General features: G+C 30.9%; 18 protein-coding genes. 3 read left to right on the top strand and 15 right to left on the bottom strand.

What is annotated here, in order from left to right; all coding sequences use genetic code 11:
- Positions 1-150: 150 nt before the first annotated feature.
- From JOC70_RS07890 to hflX, 8 genes are all read right to left on the bottom strand, one after another.
- Complete coding sequence (locus tag JOC70_RS07890; RefSeq protein ID WP_204598330.1) at positions 151-798, bottom strand: YigZ family protein; 648 nt, start codon at positions 796-798, stop codon at positions 151-153.
- 20 nt (positions 799-818) lie between these two features.
- Entirely contained in the window at positions 819-1,487 is a 669-nt protein-coding gene (locus tag JOC70_RS07885; RefSeq protein ID WP_204598329.1) for a helix-turn-helix domain-containing protein, read from the bottom strand.
- Positions 1,488-1,507: 20 nt separating this feature from the next.
- Positions 1,508-2,905, bottom strand: a complete 1,398-nt coding sequence (pdxR, locus tag JOC70_RS07880; protein WP_204598328.1) for a MocR-like pyridoxine biosynthesis transcription factor PdxR — start codon at positions 2,903-2,905, stop codon at positions 1,508-1,510.
- A gap of 70 nt (positions 2,906-2,975) precedes the next feature.
- Entirely contained in the window at positions 2,976-3,872 is an 897-nt protein-coding gene (locus tag JOC70_RS07875; RefSeq protein WP_204598327.1) for a nucleotidyltransferase domain-containing protein, read from the bottom strand.
- 82 nt (positions 3,873-3,954) lie between these two features.
- Positions 3,955-4,176, bottom strand: a complete 222-nt coding sequence (locus tag JOC70_RS07870; protein WP_204598326.1) for a hypothetical protein — start codon at positions 4,174-4,176, stop codon at positions 3,955-3,957.
- A gap of 188 nt (positions 4,177-4,364) precedes the next feature.
- Entirely contained in the window at positions 4,365-7,805 is a 3,441-nt protein-coding gene (locus JOC70_RS07865) for a pyruvate carboxylase (protein ID WP_204598325.1), read from the bottom strand.
- A gap of 415 nt (positions 7,806-8,220) precedes the next feature.
- Positions 8,221-8,382 (bottom strand): rubredoxin, encoded by a 162-nt coding sequence (gene rd / locus JOC70_RS07860; protein WP_081957132.1) that lies wholly within the window; start codon positions 8,380-8,382, stop codon positions 8,221-8,223.
- A 174-nt stretch (positions 8,383-8,556) separates the two neighbouring features.
- Positions 8,557-10,335 (bottom strand): GTPase HflX, encoded by a 1,779-nt coding sequence (hflX, locus tag JOC70_RS07855; protein WP_204598324.1) that lies wholly within the window; start codon positions 10,333-10,335, stop codon positions 8,557-8,559.
- 109 nt (positions 10,336-10,444) lie between these two features.
- Here hflX and hpt point away from each other — a divergent pair, with 109 nt between their 5' ends.
- Positions 10,445-10,972, top strand: coding sequence for a hypoxanthine phosphoribosyltransferase (gene hpt, locus JOC70_RS07850; RefSeq protein ID WP_204598323.1), 528 nt, complete (start codon positions 10,445-10,447; stop codon positions 10,970-10,972).
- 797 nt (positions 10,973-11,769) lie between these two features.
- Here the strand turns inward: hpt and yunB are convergent.
- Positions 11,770-12,441, bottom strand: a complete 672-nt coding sequence (gene yunB / locus JOC70_RS07845; RefSeq protein ID WP_204598322.1) for a sporulation protein YunB — start codon at positions 12,439-12,441, stop codon at positions 11,770-11,772.
- A 220-nt stretch (positions 12,442-12,661) separates the two neighbouring features.
- Between yunB and JOC70_RS07840 the strand changes: the two genes are divergently transcribed.
- Positions 12,662-15,040, top strand: coding sequence for a transglycosylase domain-containing protein (locus JOC70_RS07840; protein ID WP_204598510.1), 2,379 nt, complete (start codon positions 12,662-12,664; stop codon positions 15,038-15,040).
- Positions 15,041-15,072: 32 nt separating this feature from the next.
- Here the strand turns inward: JOC70_RS07840 and spoVAE are convergent, their stop codons facing one another.
- The 6 genes from spoVAE to spoIIAA form a co-directional block, all read right to left on the bottom strand.
- Positions 15,073-15,429, bottom strand: coding sequence for a stage V sporulation protein AE (spoVAE, locus tag JOC70_RS07835; protein ID WP_204598509.1), 357 nt, complete (start codon positions 15,427-15,429; stop codon positions 15,073-15,075).
- Between the two features lie 2 nt (positions 15,430-15,431).
- Positions 15,432-16,466 (bottom strand): stage V sporulation protein AD, encoded by a 1,035-nt coding sequence (gene spoVAD, locus JOC70_RS07830; protein ID WP_204598321.1) that lies wholly within the window; start codon positions 16,464-16,466, stop codon positions 15,432-15,434.
- Between the two features lie 22 nt (positions 16,467-16,488).
- Positions 16,489-16,944, bottom strand: a complete 456-nt coding sequence (gene spoVAC / locus JOC70_RS07825; RefSeq protein ID WP_204598320.1) for a stage V sporulation protein AC — start codon at positions 16,942-16,944, stop codon at positions 16,489-16,491.
- An 81-nt stretch (positions 16,945-17,025) separates the two neighbouring features.
- On the bottom strand, positions 17,026-17,778 hold the full coding sequence (sigF, locus tag JOC70_RS07820; RefSeq protein WP_204598319.1) for an RNA polymerase sporulation sigma factor SigF: 753 nt from the start codon (positions 17,776-17,778) through the stop codon (positions 17,026-17,028).
- 9 nt (positions 17,779-17,787) lie between these two features.
- Complete coding sequence (gene spoIIAB, locus JOC70_RS07815) at positions 17,788-18,216, bottom strand: anti-sigma F factor (RefSeq protein WP_204598318.1); 429 nt, start codon at positions 18,214-18,216, stop codon at positions 17,788-17,790.
- 16 nt (positions 18,217-18,232) lie between these two features.
- The gene (gene spoIIAA, locus JOC70_RS07810) at positions 18,233-18,568 is read right to left on the bottom strand and encodes an anti-sigma F factor antagonist (protein WP_204598317.1); all 336 of its coding nucleotides are present in this window, start codon (positions 18,566-18,568) and stop codon (positions 18,233-18,235) included.
- 269 nt (positions 18,569-18,837) lie between these two features.
- On the opposite strand from spoIIAA, the gene speE reads away from it, so the two are divergent.
- Positions 18,838-19,665 (top strand): polyamine aminopropyltransferase, encoded by an 828-nt coding sequence (gene speE, locus JOC70_RS07805; RefSeq protein ID WP_204598316.1) that lies wholly within the window; start codon positions 18,838-18,840, stop codon positions 19,663-19,665.
- Positions 19,666-19,671: the final 6 nt, after the last annotated feature.

Here is a 19,671-nt window from a genome sequence, read left to right as displayed (position 1 = left end):
TAAGTAATAGTTTAGGACAACATAATAATAAATCAATATTCTGCTAAACCATCACTAATTTTCATAAAAATACCTCAAATATTATATCATATTTTATAATATAAACTCAAATTTAAGTGAATTTTATGACTCAAAGCTCACATTAGTAACTTAAACTTCTTCAATAAGTCTATTGTTTAATCTAAAATAATACTTTTTATTTACTTCACTAAATTCACATTTCCCAGATGTAATTTGTGTTATTTCTTTTTTTATAACTTCTGCATCTTCTAAGGTACATAAAATAATGATCTTTACCTTATCTGTATACTCTGTGTCTTCTATGTACCACATGTTTTGTACACAGGTATATTGAACTTTCCCCAAAAGATCATATTCTATTGTTATATGTAGAGCACATCCTATAACCTTTTCTACTATTTCTCCTTCCTTCAAAGCCTCTGCAGCACCTTTACTATAAGCTCTCACTAAGCCTCCCTTGCCAAGTAGTATTCCGCCAAAGTATCTTGTAACAACTACCGCTACATCTGTAACACCATTTTTTTTTATTACATCAAGTACAGGTACGCCTGCAGTACCTTGAGGTTCCCCATCATCGCTATATCTTTGAATTCCCATATTTTCTCCTATAATATAGGCATAAACATTATGAGTTGCATCTTTATATTCTTCTTTTATTTTATCCACAAAGACTCTTGCTTCTTCATCAGTATACACTCTTTTGGCATGTCCTATAAATATAGATTTCTTTTCTTCAAATTCACTACTAACTTCATTTTTTATAGTAAAGTAACCCATACAATCACCTCTTATGCTCTTTATTCTTGCTCAGAATTATCCTTCTCACTTAGAAAAACTTCACAAGCCTTTTTTAAATATTCCTTGTCAGTATTTTGTAAAATATCTAAAATTTTTCCCTTTGCAAAATCACTTTTAATTTCTGCGAGTCCCTTTATGGCATATAATAGCACCTGGGGATTTTCATCTTCAAGTGCCCTAATTAAGGCTCTTTCAAAGCTTTTATCATTTATTTTTCTCATGGCTGATATTGCCATTCTTCTTACATTTACAAATTTATGAACAGAGGCTTTTGTAAGTATTTCATTACATCCTCTTTCTTTAAGCTCACCTATAATCCATATAGCAGTTTCTTTATCTCTTGAATACATGTCTACATAATTACTTTTTATATATTGAATTAATCTATTCTTAGTATCTTCATCTAATGAATTTATAATGTCCAGTTTATCCATCTTTCCTGCCTTGCTTATATTATGGATGAGTTCTTTTTCGTTACTACTTCTAGCAAGAAGTCTATATTTTATCTTACCTTCTACGATATGCTTTTGAATTATGCTTTTATCTAAGTTTCTTATTTTACATATAGCATTTATAGACTTTCCTTCTAGGAATAAAAAATAAGTTATTTCTTCATTAGAATATAAGTCTATATCATCCCAATTTACCTTTACAAATCCTAAACTCAATTAAAATTCCCCTATTCTTTTCATAATAGTGTATTTAATATGTCAATTCCCTTTTCTATATCTTCATCTTTAACTTGAGAAAATCCCATTCGAAAATATTTTTTCCCTTCTTCAGGATTTAAATAAAATAATACCCCAGGAGTTATAAGTAGTGCGTTTTCTCTGCATTTATAAAACAACTTTATACAATCTATATTATCATTTAAGATTTTAATATAAAAATAAAGTCCTCCATTTGGATATATGATTTCTGCTTTGTTACAAAGCTTTATTTTTAATTGATTAGCAATAATCTCATATTTTTCTTTATAAAATTTATTTAGATTACTTATATATCCTTTCCAAAGTCCATTGCACACATATAACTCCAATACCCTCTGCATTAAGCTTGATGTAGCTATGTCTGTGCTCACCTTTGAATTTTGTATATTTTCTCTAAAGACTTTAGGGCTTATTAAATACCCAAGTCTTATCCCTGGTAAAAACACCTTAGAAAAACTTTTTATATATATAACTCTATCATTTATATCCATACTTTTAAAGCTTTTATATTCCATATCATTATATATGAGTTCTGATAAATAATCATCTTCTATAATATAAAAGTCATATATTTCTGCCATATTTAGAAGTCTTTTTTTCTTCTCAATGCTATAGCTTATACCCGTTGGATTTTGAAAATAACTCATAATATATACACATTTTATCTTATTTTTCTTTACTAGTTTTTCTAATAGGTCAAGATTCATTCCATCCTCTTCAATAGGCACTTCAAATATATTTGCCCTACGCCACTTAAATACAGTAAGCGCTCCTCCATAGGTTGGCTTTTCAACAACTATATTATCATTTACGTTAATCAAAGCTTTAGAAACTATGTCTATTCCTTGCTGGGCCCCTGAAACTATTAAAACATTATCACTGCCCACATTTCCATTCCAAAAAAAATCATCAATGGTCTTTCTAAGCCCTTCATATCCTAGTGCCTCTTGATTCACTAAAGCTTTTACTCCATCTCTTTCCAAAACTTCATCTATTATATTTTTAAAAATATCTATATGAAATAATTCACTTGATATGCTTTCTCCAGTAAAATCTATATAATTGAGAGACTTATCATCCAAGCTTTTTCTTATTACCTCTCCATATCTCCTTCTAAAATTCAAAACAATTTCTTTCCTTTTGGCATAAGTCCCGCTACCTATTTTTTGAACGGCGTATCCTTCACCTTCTAGCTTCTTATAGGCATTTACTACAGTAATTCTATTTACATTAAGAATACTTGCCATATCTCTAATAGGGGGAAGCTTTTCACCATCTCTTATCACATTTCCCTCTATTAACTTTTTTATATGCTGAACTACTTGAACATACTTAGGAGTATCATTATCTTTAAAACTTATTTTATATTTTTTCATAGATTTATCCCCAATTACTTATTTTAAAAGCGAACTTAATTTAAAATCAAGTTCGCTTTTAATTAAAATGTTATACAAAGAATACTATTTCATTAAACAACACTTTGCCATTATTAGTTTTAAATGGTCTTGTTTCTTTCTTTATAACTTCCTTTTCTGAAAGTTTTTCCAAAACAGCTTCTATAGCTATATCAAAATCTGAAAAAAGGGCATCCTTTTTTATATCTTCCGCACTTAAAAATGAATCCTTACTTTGCATATACTCTAATAATATTGAATTTATATCCTTTAGATTAGCCTCCACATATTTTTCTATAAAAGCTAACATATTTTCAATTGCTTTTATTGTATCTTCTTTATTAAAGAAAAGCTCATCTACTCTTTCTTTAAAAGCATCATTTAAATCCATAGCCATTATAGTAGCATCTTTACTTATCATATATCCTAATAAATTTACATATAATTTTGCAAATTCTTCAGAGCATTTCATAGCTGATGTATACGCAGTATATACACCATCATTATGTAAATACTTCCTACAAACATCAATACATTTTAATAGTTTTCCAAAATAAACCATATTCCATCTTTCTCTGTCTAGGTCCGGATAAAATCTACCTTTATCATAATAACCAGTTATATCTTGATCTTTTGAAAATACTAATCTAGATGAGGCAAAAATTCTGTGCATAAAGCCCCCCTTTAAATCCATTGTATGAAGCTTCAAGAACTTACTTTTGCTCATAAATTTTACATGTACTGGTATTTCTATTTCTTCCATGTATATATTTTTTATATCACTAATTCTTTCGCTAGTTACAACAAACATGTCTATATCGGATTTATCCCATAAATCTCCTGTAACCATACTCCCAAAAACCATAGCTGCAAGAATTTGTTCATTATTTTTTAATCTTTCTACCATACAATTGAACGCCTTTTGGTATTGAGAAATTGTCTTTTCCACCCGTCTTCCCCCTTTTTGGTATATCCACAACTAAAAATTAAATTATTCTTAATTATATAATATTATTAAGTAAATTAAAATACTATATATCAACTTTTAACACACTTTTACGCATTAATTCATTGCAACTTTCACACTGGAATACGTGAAAGCAATAATTTTCTGTATCTTGTATTGGCATATCCGCACTATAATCATCAAAATAGTCCTGTACTCTACCCTTATCTACGCAGTTCCCCCCACAGTTACCACATATAGTCCTTATATCTTTTATTTCATTACACACCGGACAAACCTTACTCATTTAAAATTCCTCCTTGAGACTTTTTACCATATATTACTTTACCTTTTTTAGCTGATATTTATACATAAAAATTTATACTTTAGTTAATAGTCTCTATACTTTAAGTATAAATCCATCTGAAGTTATGTTAGTATATTAAAAAGGAAGTTTGTTTTCTCAAACTTCCTTTTATTTTATCTAATACTTTCTTATTGATTGCTCAACTTAACAACCAGCTGTCCAGTCTTAACCTGCTCTCCTTCTTTTACATATATCTTTTCTACTTTTCCATCTACAGAAGATACTACATTGGTTTCCATCTTCATAGCTTCAATTATTGCTATACTATCCCCTTCTTGTACTATATCTCCTTCTTTAACTAATATCTTATACATGTTTCCAGGTATACTTGCTCCAATTTCATATATATCTTCAGGATCTGCCATAGGAGCTTCTACATCTTCCAACAAATTTTTCATTTGATTTGCTTTATCAGTTATTTCTATTTCTCTTCTATTTCCATTTACTTCAAAGACTAAGCTTCTCTTTCCTTTGTTAAGTTTTCCAATTTGAAGTAATTTTACTATTAATGTCTTACCCTCTGCAATCTCTATTTCACTAGTTTCACCTTCATACAATCCATGGAAGAACACATCACTTCCCATATGGCTCAAATCACCATATTCTTTTTTATACTTGATATATTCATCAAATACATCTGGATAAAGAGCATAACTTAAAGCATCTTTATCATCAGCTTTTATATTGTACATAGTATCTAAATGATTTTTTATACCATCAAAATCTTCTGGAGGAAGTAATTCACCTGGGCGAACTGTTATAGGTTCTTCTCCCTTCAATACAAGCTTTTGTAATTTTTCAGGGAATCCTCCGCTAGGCTGCCCCATCATCCCTTTAAAATATGAAACCGTGGAATCCGGGAATGCCATGTTATTACCCTTCTCATATATATTTTCTGGAGTTAAATCATTTTTAACCATGAATATAGCCAAATCTCCTACCATTTTAGATGAAGGAGTTACTTTAACTATATCTCCTACCATATCATTTACCTTTTTGTACATTTCTTTTACTTCATTAAATCTATGACCTAATCCAAAACTTTCAATTTGAGGCTTTAAATTTGAATATTGTCCTCCTGGAATTTCATATTTATAAATTTCAGCAGAAGCCACCTTTAATCCTGTCTCAAATCCTGCGTATACAGGTCTTACAGCACTCCAGTAATCAGATACCTTTTGTAGATTGTCTATATTAAGTAGTGTATCTCTTTCAGTATTCTTAAGTGCAGCTACTATAGAGTTCATAGAAGGTTGACTTGTAAGTCCTGACATACTGCTAAAAGCACTATCTACAATATCAACTCCCGCTTCTGCAGCCATAAGTATTGTGGCTACTCCGTTTCCTGTAGTATCGTGAGTATGAAGATGTATAGGAATTGAAATTTCATTTTTTAACGCTTTTATAAGTTTTGATGCGGCATAAGGCTTTAATAATGCTGACATATCTTTAATTCCCAAAATATGTGCTCCTGATTTTTCTATTTCTTTTGCCATATCAACATAATATTTAAGTGAATATTTATCCCTTTTTTCATCTAATATATCACCTGTATAACATATGCAAGCCTCTGCTATTTTACCAGTTTTAAGTACTTCATCTATTGCAACTTCCATGCCTTTAAGCCAATTTAATGAGTCAAATATTCTAAATACATCTATTCCTCTATCGGCAGATTCCTTTATAAATTTTCTTATTACGTTATCAGGATAGTTTTTATATCCTACTGCATTTGATCCTCTTATAAGCATTTGAAGCAATACATTAGGAATTCTTTTTCTTAGTTCTTCAAGTCTTTCCCAAGGATTTTCTTTTAAATATCTGTATGCTACATCGAAGGTTGCTCCTCCCCACATTTCTATAGAGAAAAGGTCACTTGCTAAATTTGCTTCCGCCTTAGCAATCTTTATCATATCCTTACTTCTCATTCTTGTAGCCATTAAAGATTGATGAGCATCTCTCATTGTAGAATCTGTTATAAGAAGCTTCTTTTGATCCTTAATAAAATCAACTACTCCCTTAGCACCCTTTTCATCTAGTATTTGTTTTGTTCCTCTTAATTTATCTTCATGATTATACTTAGGTACATGAGGCACATCAAAACTTGGTTTATTCCCATGAGTTTCATTTACTACTTTTTCGCCTATATATGTTAGTACTCTTAATTCTTTATCTGCTTTAGGTTTTATTTCTAAAAGTTCCTGATTATCAGCTATAAAGCTAGTAGTACATTTTCCATCAAGAAATATATCATGATTAAGCACATTTATTAAAAATCCTACGTTGGTTTTTACCCCTGAAACTGTAAGCTCTCTTATAGATCTTATAGCTTTTCTTGCTGCATCTTTAAAATCTCTTGACCAAGCAGTTGTCTTTACAAGTAAGCTGTCATAATAAGGACTTATTACAGAACCTGTAAATCCATTTCCTCCATCTAGTCTAATGCCGAAACCAGAACCACTTCTATATATGTCTATTCTTCCTGTGTCTGGAGCAAAATTGTTAGCAGGATCTTCTGTGGTAATTCTGCATTGTATAGCATATCCTCTTGCTTCTACATCACTTTGAGATTTTATATTAATTTCTTTAGAATCTAATTTATATCCTTGGGCCACAAGTATTTGACTTTGCACAATATCTATACCTGTGATCATTTCAGTAACTGTATGCTCAACCTGTACTCTAGGATTCACCTCAATAAAATAATGATTCCCATGAATGTCCACTAAAAACTCTACTGTTCCTGCATTTCTATAGCCCACATGCTTAGCAATTTTAAGTGCATCATTACATATTTCTTCTCTTTTTTCTTTACTTAATGAGAAAGCTGGTGCAAACTCTACTACCTTTTGATGCCTTCTTTGAACAGAGCAGTCTCTTTCATATAAGTGAACTATATTTCCATATTTATCTCCAAGTATTTGAACTTCAATATGCTTAGGTCCTTCTATATATTTTTCTATAAACAAATCATCAATTCCAAATGCTTTTTTTGCTTCATCCTTGGCATTTTTAAAAGTTTTTACAAGTTCCTCTTTGTTTTTAGCTATTCTCATACCTCTGCCGCCGCCGCCAGCCGCAGCTTTAATCATTACAGGATATCCACATTCCTCCGCTATATTTAAAGCTTCTTCTTCTGATGCGATAGCTCTCTCTACTCCTGGAATTGTAGGAACTTTCACCTCTTTTGCAACTATCTTAGAATTTATCTTATCTCCTAATCTTTCCATTATATCTGGAGTAGGTCCTATAAATTCTATTCCCGCTTCAATACATTTACGTGCAAATTCAGGGTTTTCAGATAAAAATCCATATCCAGGATGAATTGCATCTACACCTTTTTTAAGCGCTAATTCAACTATTTCATCTATATTTAAATACGCTTCTACTGGTCCCTTATTTTTACCTATTAAATAAGATTCATCTGCCTTTGTTCTAAACAAAGCGCATTTATCTTCATTTGAATATATAGCCACTGTTCTAATGCCTAATTCATGGCATGCTCTAAATATTCTTATGGCAATTTCTCCTCTGTTAGCAACTAAAACTCTTTTAAACTTTTTTACCACCCTTAAACAACTCCTTTTGCATTAATACTTTATGTATAATTATAAATTTTCGTGAATATTAACTGCATATATCTCCCATTTTATTATGTATATGAATTAATAATTATATAAAAACTTCACTTATAATTAACTTTGAAATTGAAAAAGCTAATATTTAATCCGATTTATGAATACATTTACATTATTTTATTTTACAAAATTGAAATTTATAACGAAACCCTCTTGCAAATATAATATCTCAAAGTTGCATAATAATCAATACTAAAAAAGATACAACATAATTTTTATAATCTATAATTTCTAGTCTCTAGTTTCTTAAATTATATTATTATCTATATTAAAGATTGGTTACTACTGATTAAAACTAAAAGGTCACATCAATTCATTTTGATGTGACCTTTTAGTTTTTTATTTACTAAGCTTCTTTTTCAAATTGATCTTTACCTACTCCACAAAGTGGACATACCCAACTATCTGGTATTTGGGCAAATGATGTTCCTGGAGCTACCCCATTATCTGGATCTCCTTCTGCTGGGTCATAAACATATCCACATACTACACAAACGTACTTATCCATAATTAAATCCTCCTTAAGGCTTCATGTAAAATTTTCTTTCCTTTATTTTACTACACAAAACTTTAATTATCAATATTTATCATGTAATATTTGTTATTTGTTAATAGTTTAATTTCATTTTTTGAAAACCAATTACTTATATTATCTATTTTAATGCTTTTAATAAATAATATGTTACTTAGTCATATACTCTTCACAAGTGTTATATACCATTTCGCTTACTTCTGCACATATATAAGTTCCATCTTCCTTATATTCCTCAGATATAACGTTAGAATTTCTATGAAAATAAGCTACCATAGATTGTTTGTCATAAGGAATTAAATATTCTGCTTTTCTAAGCTTATTTGGAAGTTTTGAACTTATAAGGCTTAAAAGTTCCTCTAGATTTATATTATGCCTTGCTGAAACTTTAATATTCATTTTATCCTTAAATAATTCATTTATTTCCTCAAGCTTTTCTTCACTAAGTTTATCAATTTTATTTAAAACATAAACATAAGGCTTATCAATAGCTCCTAATTCTTCTAAAACCTTATTTACTGCTTCAATTTGCTCTAAATAATTTTCTTGAGATACATCCACTACATGAAGTAATAAATCTGAATATATAACCTCTTCTAATGTTGACTTAAATGCCTCTACCAAATCGTGAGGCAGTTTTCTTATAAAACCTACTGTATCTGTTAGTGTGATAGTTCTGTTATCTGGAAGAACTATTGCACGAGTTGTAGTATCCAGTGTAGCAAAAAGCATATCTGCTTCCAAAACGCTTTCTTTTTTAATAGTTTCCTTTGCAGCTATAGTGCATAAAGTATTTCTTAAAGTTGACTTTCCTGCATTTGTATATCCAACTAGGGATACTTTAGGAATTTCGCTTCTACTTTCTCTCTGCGTCATTCTTGTTTGTTTTGTCTTTTCTAACTCACTTTTTAAGTCATATATTCTTTCTTTTATATGTCTTTTATCTGTTTCAAGTTTCTTTTCTCCAGGTCCCTTTGTGCCTATTCCTCCACCTGTTCTTGAAAGCACTGTTCCAAGCCCTGAAAGTCTTGGAAGTCTGTATTTAAGCTGAGCTAGCTCTACTTGTATTTTCCCTTCTTTACTCTTAGCTCGCTTTGCAAATATTTCAAGTATTAATGTAGTTCTATCAATAACTTTAACTCCTATTATATCTTCTAAATTTCTTACTTGAGATGCTGTAAGTTCATCATCAAATATAACTACATTCGCCCTTTTCGCTTGCCTTAAGAGCGCTATTTCTTCTACCTTACCACTTCCAACATAATAAGCCGTATCTATTTTATATCTATTTTGAAGCATTTTATCTACTACTTCTACATCACAAGCTCTTGCTAGCTCTTCTAATTCATCTAAACTTTCTTCACTTTCTACTCCTACAAGTATTGCCTTTTCACCAGTTTCTTCTTCTACAGAAGTGCTTTTAATTAACTCTTCTATATATCTAATTTTATCTAATATAGGATAATTTATAGCTTCTTCTAGGATAAGTTTCTTAGTAGTTTCTGATACAAGCATGTTATCCTTTACATTGCAAAATCCAAGTGTTATATCTGTAATATCATTTTCATCCACTCCAACTGCTGCAATACAGTCTAATTTCAACTTTATTAAGGCTGATATATCTAAAGCAGATAAATGAGAATTACCATTTGGATGAGTATGAATAATTCTTACTCCTGATAGTTTTCTTTCCTTTATATCTATCATAGGCATTTCTACAGAAGTACTGTCACCAATTGCGACCCCTTCAACCATTCCCTTCCTGCTTATAGCTACACTTACCTCTCTATTAACATCTAATGTGACACCTACAATTATATTAATTAATTCTTCCGTAAATACTTCATCTTTCGGAATCTTCAAATCATATATAGCTTCTAATTTTTTCAATGTACTGTCTTTTATACCTTCTATATTCCCATTTATCATTTAAATCACTCCCATAAAAATTACTATACCTTGACAACTTTCATATTATTTTATACTATAAAAGCAATATTGTAAATAACATATAATTATGTATATTTGGAGGGCACTTATGGAAGGAAAAAAAGAAAATATATTAATCTCTAAAGAAGAAATCGAAAAAAAGGTTGCAGAATTAGGTTCCAGAATTTCTAAAGAATATGAAGGCAAAAATCTATATGTTTTATCTCTATTAAGAGGAAGCTTTATCTTTGCTGCGGATTTAGTAAGACATATTACTGTTCCTACAAAAATAGGATTTATGACTACTTCAAGCTATGGTCATTCTGAAGTTTCTACAGGAAGTGTGAAAATTGTTAACGACATTCCAGACAATATCGAAGGCTTTGATGTTTTAATTGTAGACGATATAGTGGATACAGGAATTACTATGGATTTTGTAGTTAATCATGTTAAATCCTTAGGTGCCTCTTCTGTTAACTGTTGCGTACTTTTAGATAAACCAGAGAGAAGAAAAGTAGATATTACTCCTAATTATTGTTGTTTCCAAATCCCAGACGTATTTGTTGTAGGATATGGACTTAATTATGGAGATTACTACAGAAATGTTCCATACATATTTAATTGGGAAGAAAAATAATACATATTATAGAAATATCACGACGGTTTTTAATGCTCTGGGTTTCATATATTTTTCATCTAGGAAGACGTTCATCTCGCTAAAACGGCTAATATTTATAAATTTACAATCCCTAAGCCGCCTAAACTCGCTATCACTCAACCAGTAGGTGGCTCTTAACGGTATTTTAAATTTATAAATAAAGCCGTTTTAAAGCTTATTCAATCTCTTCTACGATGAAAATTCTATACTCCCAGAGCATTAAAAAGTTCTTCATATGAACTGCTGAAGGAAGAAATTCAGCTAACTGAATTTCTAAGATGTTTTACGAAGTAGCACTTAAAGATCTTTTAGGGCGGTAGCCCGTAACGTTACAAGAACTTATATTAAATAAATGAGTAAATTTAATTTACAAGTCAAAGATAAAATAATATGATTAATGGTTCTTAATAAAAAATTACATCATTAATGCTTTCCAATCTATCGGTCTGTGGGCTTATCAGCCCTTTGATAAGTGGTAATTGAAAAGAAATTTCCCCAAAGCGAAATTTCTTCCTTCAGCAGTGTGCATGAAGACATTTTAATGTTGAATTTAGTATGGGATTTGCATTGTAGAAGACTTTGAACAAGCAATTAGAAGCTCTTTATTTATGAATTTAAAACACCGTAAAGAACTTTTTACTGTCTGAGCGACAGCGAGTTTGAAAAGTTTAGGTGATTTAAATTCATAAATATTAGAGCTTCTTTACGTAGTGAACGCCTTCTTAAATACAAATCCCATACGATAGGTTCAACATTAAATATGTCGTAATATCCTTTTAATTTCCCCTAATTCTAAATCCTGAATTTTCTAGACTTCCTCCTAGGAAATTTTCCGGTATCTTTCCTACTATTATAGTTTCACAAACTGGTATTTCACTTAAAATTTGTACATCCTCACTTTTGGTAGGTATTATAACCCTTATATTACTCTTTACTTGTATATAAATTTTATGCCTTGTTTGATTAAATCCTACAGATTCAAAATCAGATATATATTTTGTTTCAATGTATCCGATAGGATTCATTTTTACTGTGATACTTGGTCCAAAATAGGCAATCACATTATTTTGAGTAATATATCCCATAGGAACTTTCATTCCAACATCACCCATATCCTTTAGCTTTTGCTGAGATTCTAATGCTACATCGCAAGCCAATTTATTTAATTTTAAAGTATCAGACTTAACTAATGTTATATTTCCTGAATTATCTTTTTCTATCTTAATTATGTCATCATACTGAAAACTTTCCAAATATTTACTCATAATAGACTGATTTAAAGTTTCTATTGCCTTTCTTTTCATTTCAACATTTGCAACATCTAATACCCTAGAAGCAACTATTTTATCAAAAGCATATATAAAAACATTTATCATAACACCTATAAGCATTATAATTATCCATACTTTAATCTTAAGGCTAATTTTTCTTCTCTTAATAATTCTCACTTCCTTGTATTACTAACATATTTCTAATACTTACTTATTACGAGATTTTTAATTTTATTACTAAATAACCCTTCTTATTATTTTTTTTATTCCAAGTATATATATATATCCATGGCTGAACATATATTTTATTAAAATCCTTTTATGTGTTATAATATTTTAAAGTTGGTTAGAATTAATAATATAAAATTTCAGGAGGAAAATTATGAGCAACACAAAAATGGGGAAGAAAGCAAAGAATACCCGTTTTAAAGTTTTTAAAATTACCATTGTTACTCTCATTTTACTTTTTGTATTTGGAGCTGTAGCAACTATGGGTGTAGTACTTGCCATGATAAAGACAGCTCCGACACTTGATGTAAATAAAGTATTAAGTTTAAATGAACCATCGATAATATATAATGATAGTGGACAATTTATGGATACTGTTATTTCTGATATAAATAGAAAAGTAGTATCTTTTAAAGATATGCCTCAAGATTTAAAAGATGCCTTTATTGCTATTGAAGATGAGAGATTTAAAACGCACAATGGCATAGACATTAAAAGAATAGTTGGATCTACACTTACAAATATAAGTAATAAGCTTACAGGAAAGCGAGGGCTCCACGGTGCTTCCACTATCACTCAACAGCTTGTAAGAAATACTATGCTTAGTAATGAAGTTAAGTTAAAGAGAAAAGTACAAGAAGCTTATTTATCTTTACAGCTAGAAAAGCAATTAAGTAAAGATCAGATTTTAGAAGCCTATATGAATACTATTCCACTAGGAGGACCTGCTTATGGTGTAGAAGCTGCATCACTCCAATATTTTAATAAAAGTGTTTCCAAATTAAGTTTATTAGAGTGTGCATTTATAGCCGGTCTTACTCAAAGTCCATCTGTGTTTTATAACGCAGTTGTAACGCAAAAGAATACTTCTTCATATACAAATAGAACTAAATCAGTTTTAAGCAAACTTCTTGAAAATGGATATATATCTCAAACTGAATATAGTAAAGCATTATCAGATTTAAACAATAAAAAACTAGCTTTTAACTTTACTAGACAAAGTAATAGCCTTAAGTATGAATGGTTTTCCAGAGAAGTAATAAGAAGAGTAAAACAAGATCTTATGGCTCAATATCATATAGATGAAGATGATGCAAATAGAATGATAATGTATGGTGGACTTAAAATATATTCGACCATGAATAAGAATATGCAAGAACATACCCAAACCACACTAGATAATATGGATTCTATACTTGGCATGAAGTCTAAATATGTAGATAAGATAGCTCAACCTCAGGCCTCTGCAGTTATTATGGATTATCGTACTGGTGAAGTTAAATCTATTGTTGGCGGTCGCGGCAATCAGCCCCCCCTTTCCTTTAATAGGGCTACACAATTTTATAGAGCTGCGGGATCAAGTATAAAGCCAATAAGTGTATATGGCCCCGCTATAGACTCAAAACTTGCAACCGCTGCTAAGATATACGACGATGCTCCAGTTCCTGCAGAAATAGGAAGATTTTATCCTGATAACGGTAAGCCTTACAATCCTAGTAATAGCCCTGCTATTTATGAGGGTCCTATGACATTAAGAGAAGCATTAACTAAGTCTAAGAACGTTATTTCTGTTCGAATCGAGCATGAATTGAGTCTTAGTACTGGTGCTGATTACGCTAGAAAATTTGGACTTAAAATAGATAAAAATACAGATGAAGCAAGTATGGCCGCTATGTCACTTGGACAGCTTGGGGGTAATCCTGGAGTTAGTGGTACTAATACACTAGCTATGGCTGCAGCTTATGGGGTATTTGGAAATGGTGGTATGAAAGTAGATCCTATTATATATACAAAGGTGCTAGATAGAACAGGTAAATCTATATTGGAAAGCAAATTTAATTCTACTAAGGTTTTATCTCCACAAGCAGCCTATATTATGTATGATCTTTTAAGAGGTCCTGTTTCTGGAGTAGGTGGTACAGGTACTGCTGCAAACTTTAGTCCTATGGCACACGGTAAAACAGGTACAACTAATATGTCCATAGATTTATGGTTCACAGGCTTAACCCCTTACTACTCTGCTGCTGTATGGATTGGTAAGGATGATCATGGAAGTTTTAATGAAAATTATACATTCGGAAAATATATAGGAAGTAATGATGCTGCAAGACTTTGGGGAATTATTATGCAAGATGCGCATAAAAACTTAGCATATAAAGAAATACCTATGCCTTCTGGAATTGTTCAAGTTCCTATATGCACAGTTACAGGAAAAATTCCTACAGATGCCTGTCCTTCTACTACTATTCGTAATGAACTATTTATAGAAGGTACTGTACCTACTGAAATATGCGATTATCATATTAGAGTCCCTGATGAAAAACCTGATAAAGATGATAATGATTCAAAAGATGATAAAGATAAAGTCCAAGATAAAGATGACATAGATAAGGATAAAAATTCTTCAGATTCAAATAATAATTCTGGTGATGATACTAACACCGATACAGATGAAGGCAATACCAATAATAGTACTCCACCAGACAACACTGATTCTAATAATAACAATGTTATCAATAACTTCATTAAACCTAAGGGTAAAAAATAAAAGATTAAGATGCTAAATAGCATCTTAATCTTTTATTTTTTTGTTTTTGGATTGAATAATAGTGCCATTATGTATCCAAATATTATAGCTGCACTTATCCCTCCTGACGCTCCTTTTATTCCTCCTGTGAACGCCCCTATTAATCCTTTTTCATTAACTTCTTTTATTGTAGCCTTAGCTAATGAATATCCAAATCCAGGTAGGGGCACTGTTGCACCTGCCTTGCCGTATTTAACTACAACATCATAAACATTTAAAGCTCCAAGTATTACTCCTATAGTTACAAAGCTAACAAGTATTCTTGCTGGAGTAAGCTTTGTAGTATCCATAAGTATTTGTGCAATTACACATATTATTCCTCCAACTACAAATGCATTCACATAATCCATATTCATGCTTTATCTCCTCCAGTACCATATTCTATAGATACGGCATGAGCAATACCTGGTATACTCTCACCTTGGAGTGAAGATGTCGTGCTTAACAGAGCTCCTGTTGAAACCAATAGCACCCTTTTAAATTTTCCTTTGCGCATGTTTTTATATATATATCCGCTAGCTACTACCGCTGAGCATCCACATCCACTCCCACCAGAATCAGTTTTTTGTCTTTCATTATCAAATATCTCTTCTCCGCAATCTATATAATTAGAATACATATCATACCCATATTCTTTTAAAAGTTTTTGAGTAATTTCTCTGCCTATTTTCCCTAAATCCCCTGTAGCTATTAAGTCATAGTCTTGAGGAGTTCTCCCTGTATCCTTAAAATGTCGATATATAGTTGAAACTGCTGCTGGTGCCATGGCTGCTCCCATATTATTTGCATCCTTTATACCATAATCTTTGACTTTTCCAATAGTTACGTAAGTAATATACGGATAATTACCTTCCCTAGCAAGCACCATTGATCCAGACCCAGTCACTGTCCATTGAGCTGTAGGCGGCCTCTGATTTCCAAATTCTAATGGATATCTAAACTGTCTTTCTGCTGCTGAGAAATGGGATGATGTAGCTGCTATAACATTCCTTGCAAAACCTCCGTCCATTGTAATAGATGCCATACATAATGATTCTGTCATTGTAGAACAAGCACCATATAATCCTATAAAGGGAATTTCTAAATCTCTTGCAGCAAAAGTAGATGATATAATCTGATTTAACAAATCTCCTGCAAATAAAAAATTGATGTCCTGAGGCTTTAATTTCGCTTTCTTTATGCTTTCTGTTACAGATGTATATAACAAAGTACTTTCTGCCTTTTCATAACTATCCTCACCATTTAGATCATCATCTAAAATTAAATCAAAATAATCTTTAAGTGGTCCATCCCCTTCTTTAGGTCCAACTACACTAAAAGTTGAAATTATTCTAGGTTTGCTTTCTATTTTCAATGTTTGCTTTCCTATCAACTTTAATTTATCCAAGGCTAACACCACCCTCTTTTATCTATAGCATTTTAAAAAAGTAATATATAATTCCTATAACTACCGAGCTACTTATTCCATATACTAGCACTGGTCCTGCAATAGTAAACATCTTAGCTCCTACTCCAAATACATAACCCTCTCTTTTAAATTCCATAGCAGGAGAAACAATAGAATTGGCAAAACCAGTTATAGGTACTACTGTACCTGCTCCTGCATAGCTTGCTATTTTATCGTATATTCCAAGTCCAGTCAGAAAAGCTCCTATAAATACCATAACTATTGCCACATAAGTACCAACTTCTTCGCTGGGTACCCCCATATTTATAAAGAAATTATTAAAAAACTGTCCTACATCACATATAAGTCCTCCTATGATAAAAGCATACACACAATTTTTAACTAAGTTATGCTTTGGTTCAGCTTGAACAGAAATCTCATCAAATTTCTCTTTAACTTCTTTCTCACTTTTTTTCATAAAATCCCCTCCGATACTTATTTTGTGCATAAAAAGATTTTTAATTCAAAAAAGAAGTAATAGGATAATTCCCTTATCCTATTACTCCAATTTTTCTTTCAATATTTTAAGTACCTTTTTTTCTATTCTTGAAACTTGAACTTGGCTTATTCCAAGCATCTTCGCTACCTCTACTTGAGTTTTATCTTTAAAGTATCTAAGCATTATTATTTGCCTCGATTTTATATCTAGAGTTCCTATAACTTCTTTTAAAGCAAGCCTATTTACGAGTTCTGAATCTTCTTCATAATTATCACTTATCTTATCTATAAGCATAATAGGTGCACCATCTTGTTGATGTATAGTATCATATAAATACTGCATACTATTTGCTGATTCTGTAGCAAATATAATTTCTTCTTTTTCTACACCAGAATAATTGGATAACTCCTCTAAAGTAGGTTCCCTATTTAATTCTTTAGTAAGTATCTCTTTATCATAATGTAACTTTCTAGCTGTTGTTTTTACACTTCTACTTACCTTAATCATTCCATCATCTCTTATAAATCTTTTTATTTCGCCCATTATCATAGGAACAGCGTAAGTAGAAAATTTTACCCCATAACTAGCATCAAAATTATTTACTGCCTTTACTAGCCCCATACATCCAATTTGATATATATCCTCATACTCATATCCTCTATTTAAAAATTTTTTAGTTATGGCCGATACTAAAGGTAGATTTATCTCTATTAGTTTATTTAAGGCATTTTTATCTCCTTTTTGTGCTTTTTCAACGAGCTCTAGGTTTTCTTCATAACCATACGTACTCCTGTTTACTGCTTCTTCACTCATAATATTCACCTAACTTATAGCTCTAAAAGTTTTTTTCATTATTATTTTAGTTCCTTTGCCCTTTTCAGACTCTACCTTTAGCCCATCCATAAAAGACTCCATAACAGTAAATCCCATACCTGAACGTTCTAGATCTGGTCTTGAAGTGTACAATGGCTGCATGGCAAGTTCTATATTATCTATTCCTCTGCCATCATCATAAATTATTATGGTAAGTTCTCTGTTTTTAATATAAGCTTCTATTTTTACAGTGCCATCCTTACTTTCATATCCGTGTATAATTGAGTTAGTTACCGCTTCTGATACTGCAGTCTTTACATCAGTCAATTCATCAATAGTGGGATCTAATTGAGATGCAAAAGCTGCCACTGCAACTCTAGCAAAGCTTTCATTTTGTGACTTACTTGCAAATTCTATTTTCATAACATTATCATACATTATAGTTTCCCCCCCATTAAATATTTTCTAATGCTTCTTCATTTGTTTTAAATAACTTTATTATTTTAAACATACCTGATAACTCAAAAACCCTATTTACATTGTCATTTACATTGGTAATACATATCTTTCCATTTTTATAATTCATTTTTTTGTATCTTCCAATTACTACACCTATACCTGAACTATCCATGAAAGAAACATCTGAAAAATCCAGTATAACCTTGCTCACATCATCTTTGTCAATACGGTTATCTATTTTATTCCTAACTTCTTCTGCACTATGATGGTCTAATTCTCCTGCTAAACAAACTAATAATTTATCATTTACATTTTCGAATTTTAAATACATATATTTCCCCCCACTTATGTAAATTTGTGCAATTCCCATTTATAATTAACTTATTCTACATATTACATAATTTTCCTTCTTTTTTATGGGATTTTTTATTTTTTACTAAGATATTTTTTCATATACTGTTTAAATTTAATCTTCTTGCCACATATTTAAATCATTGTTATAATATTTTTGTTGTATTACATGATTTATATATCTATAAATCATAACATCTCAATATATTTGGGATGTTTAATATTTATATTACAGGAGGTACTACTTATATGGATTTATGGTTAAAAGAAGGTCAAATATCAGATGCTGTTATGACTTATAAAATAAAGGAAACGTTAGTTACAAAGCAAACAGAGTATCAAAATCTTGCTATTGTAGATACTTATGCTTTGGGAAGAATGCTAGTATTAGATGGTATAGTTCAAACTACTATAAATGATGAGTATGTTTATCATGAAATGATTGCTCATATTCCACTATTCACTCATCCAAACCCTAAGAAAGTATTAGTTGTAGGTGGTGGAGATGGAGGGGCAATACGTGAAATATTAAAGCATCCTTCCATAGAAAAAGCTGTATTATGCGAAATAGATGAAGATGTTGTAAATGAATGTAAAAAATATCTTCCTGAAATAAGCTGTGCTCTAGATGATGCAAGATGTGAAGTTTTCATAGGTGATGGAATTAAATATGTTCATGAACATAAAAATGAATTTGATGTTATAATAGTTGATTCTACTGATCCATTTGGAGCAGCAGAAGGACTATTTGGAGGAAGCTTTTATAAAGAAATATACGAGTGCTTAACTGAAGATGGAATATTCATTGCACAAACTGAAACACCTTTCTATCTTCCAGATGTAGTTAAAAGAGTTTATGATGATGCGAAAGCAACTTTCCCTATTACTAAGTTATTTATGGCAGCAATACCTACATATCCATCCGGATACTGGAGCTTTACAGTAGGTTCTAAAAAACATGATCCAGAAAATGCAAACGTTCCAGAGAACCTTTCTTTTGAAACAAAATACTATACTCCAAGGTTACATAAGGCTTCTTTTGTACTACCTAAATTTGTAGAAGAATTGCTTAAATGATTATAA

Source organism: Clostridium pascui, assembly GCF_016908015.1.
GTDB lineage: Bacteria > Bacillota > Clostridia > Clostridiales > Clostridiaceae > Clostridium_AK > Clostridium_AK pascui.
The sequence above is the reverse complement of the archived record's forward strand: the minus strand, read 5'-3'. Positions and strand labels throughout refer to the sequence as shown.

What these genes read in the sequence shown, in the direction of transcription:
- spoIIAB (WP_204598318.1), bottom strand. Translation starts at nt 18,216, where the DNA reads ATGTATGATAATGTTATGAAAATAGAATTTGCAAGTAAGTCACAAAAT.
- spoVAC (WP_204598320.1), bottom strand. Translation starts at nt 16,944, where the DNA reads ATGAAAAAAAGTGAGAAAGAAGTTAAAGAGAAATTTGATGAGATTTCT.
- speE (WP_204598316.1), top strand. Translation starts at nt 18,838, where the DNA reads ATGGATTTATGGTTAAAAGAAGGTCAAATATCAGATGCTGTTATGACT.
- hflX (WP_204598324.1), bottom strand. Translation starts at nt 10,335, where the DNA reads ATGATAAATGGGAATATAGAAGGTATAAAAGACAGTACATTGAAAAAA.
- rd (WP_081957132.1), bottom strand. Translation starts at nt 8,382, where the DNA reads ATGGATAAGTACGTTTGTGTAGTATGTGGATATGTTTATGACCCAGCA.
- pdxR (WP_204598328.1), bottom strand. Translation starts at nt 2,905, where the DNA reads ATGAAAAAATATAAAATAAGTTTTAAAGATAATGATACTCCTAAGTAT.
- JOC70_RS07890 (WP_204598330.1), bottom strand. Translation starts at nt 798, where the DNA reads ATGGGTTACTTTACTATAAAAAATGAAGTTAGTAGTGAATTTGAAGAA.
- JOC70_RS07870 (WP_204598326.1), bottom strand. Translation starts at nt 4,176, where the DNA reads ATGAGTAAGGTTTGTCCGGTGTGTAATGAAATAAAAGATATAAGGACT.
- JOC70_RS07840 (WP_204598510.1), top strand. Translation starts at nt 12,662, where the DNA reads ATGGGGAAGAAAGCAAAGAATACCCGTTTTAAAGTTTTTAAAATTACC.
- hpt (WP_204598323.1), top strand. Translation starts at nt 10,445, where the DNA reads ATGGAAGGAAAAAAAGAAAATATATTAATCTCTAAAGAAGAAATCGAA.
- sigF (WP_204598319.1), bottom strand. Translation starts at nt 17,778, where the DNA reads ATGAGTGAAGAAGCAGTAAACAGGAGTACGTATGGTTATGAAGAAAAC.
- spoIIAA (WP_204598317.1), bottom strand. Translation starts at nt 18,568, where the DNA reads ATGTATTTAAAATTCGAAAATGTAAATGATAAATTATTAGTTTGTTTA.
- spoVAE (WP_204598509.1), bottom strand. Translation starts at nt 15,429, where the DNA reads ATGGATTATGTGAATGCATTTGTAGTTGGAGGAATAATATGTGTAATT.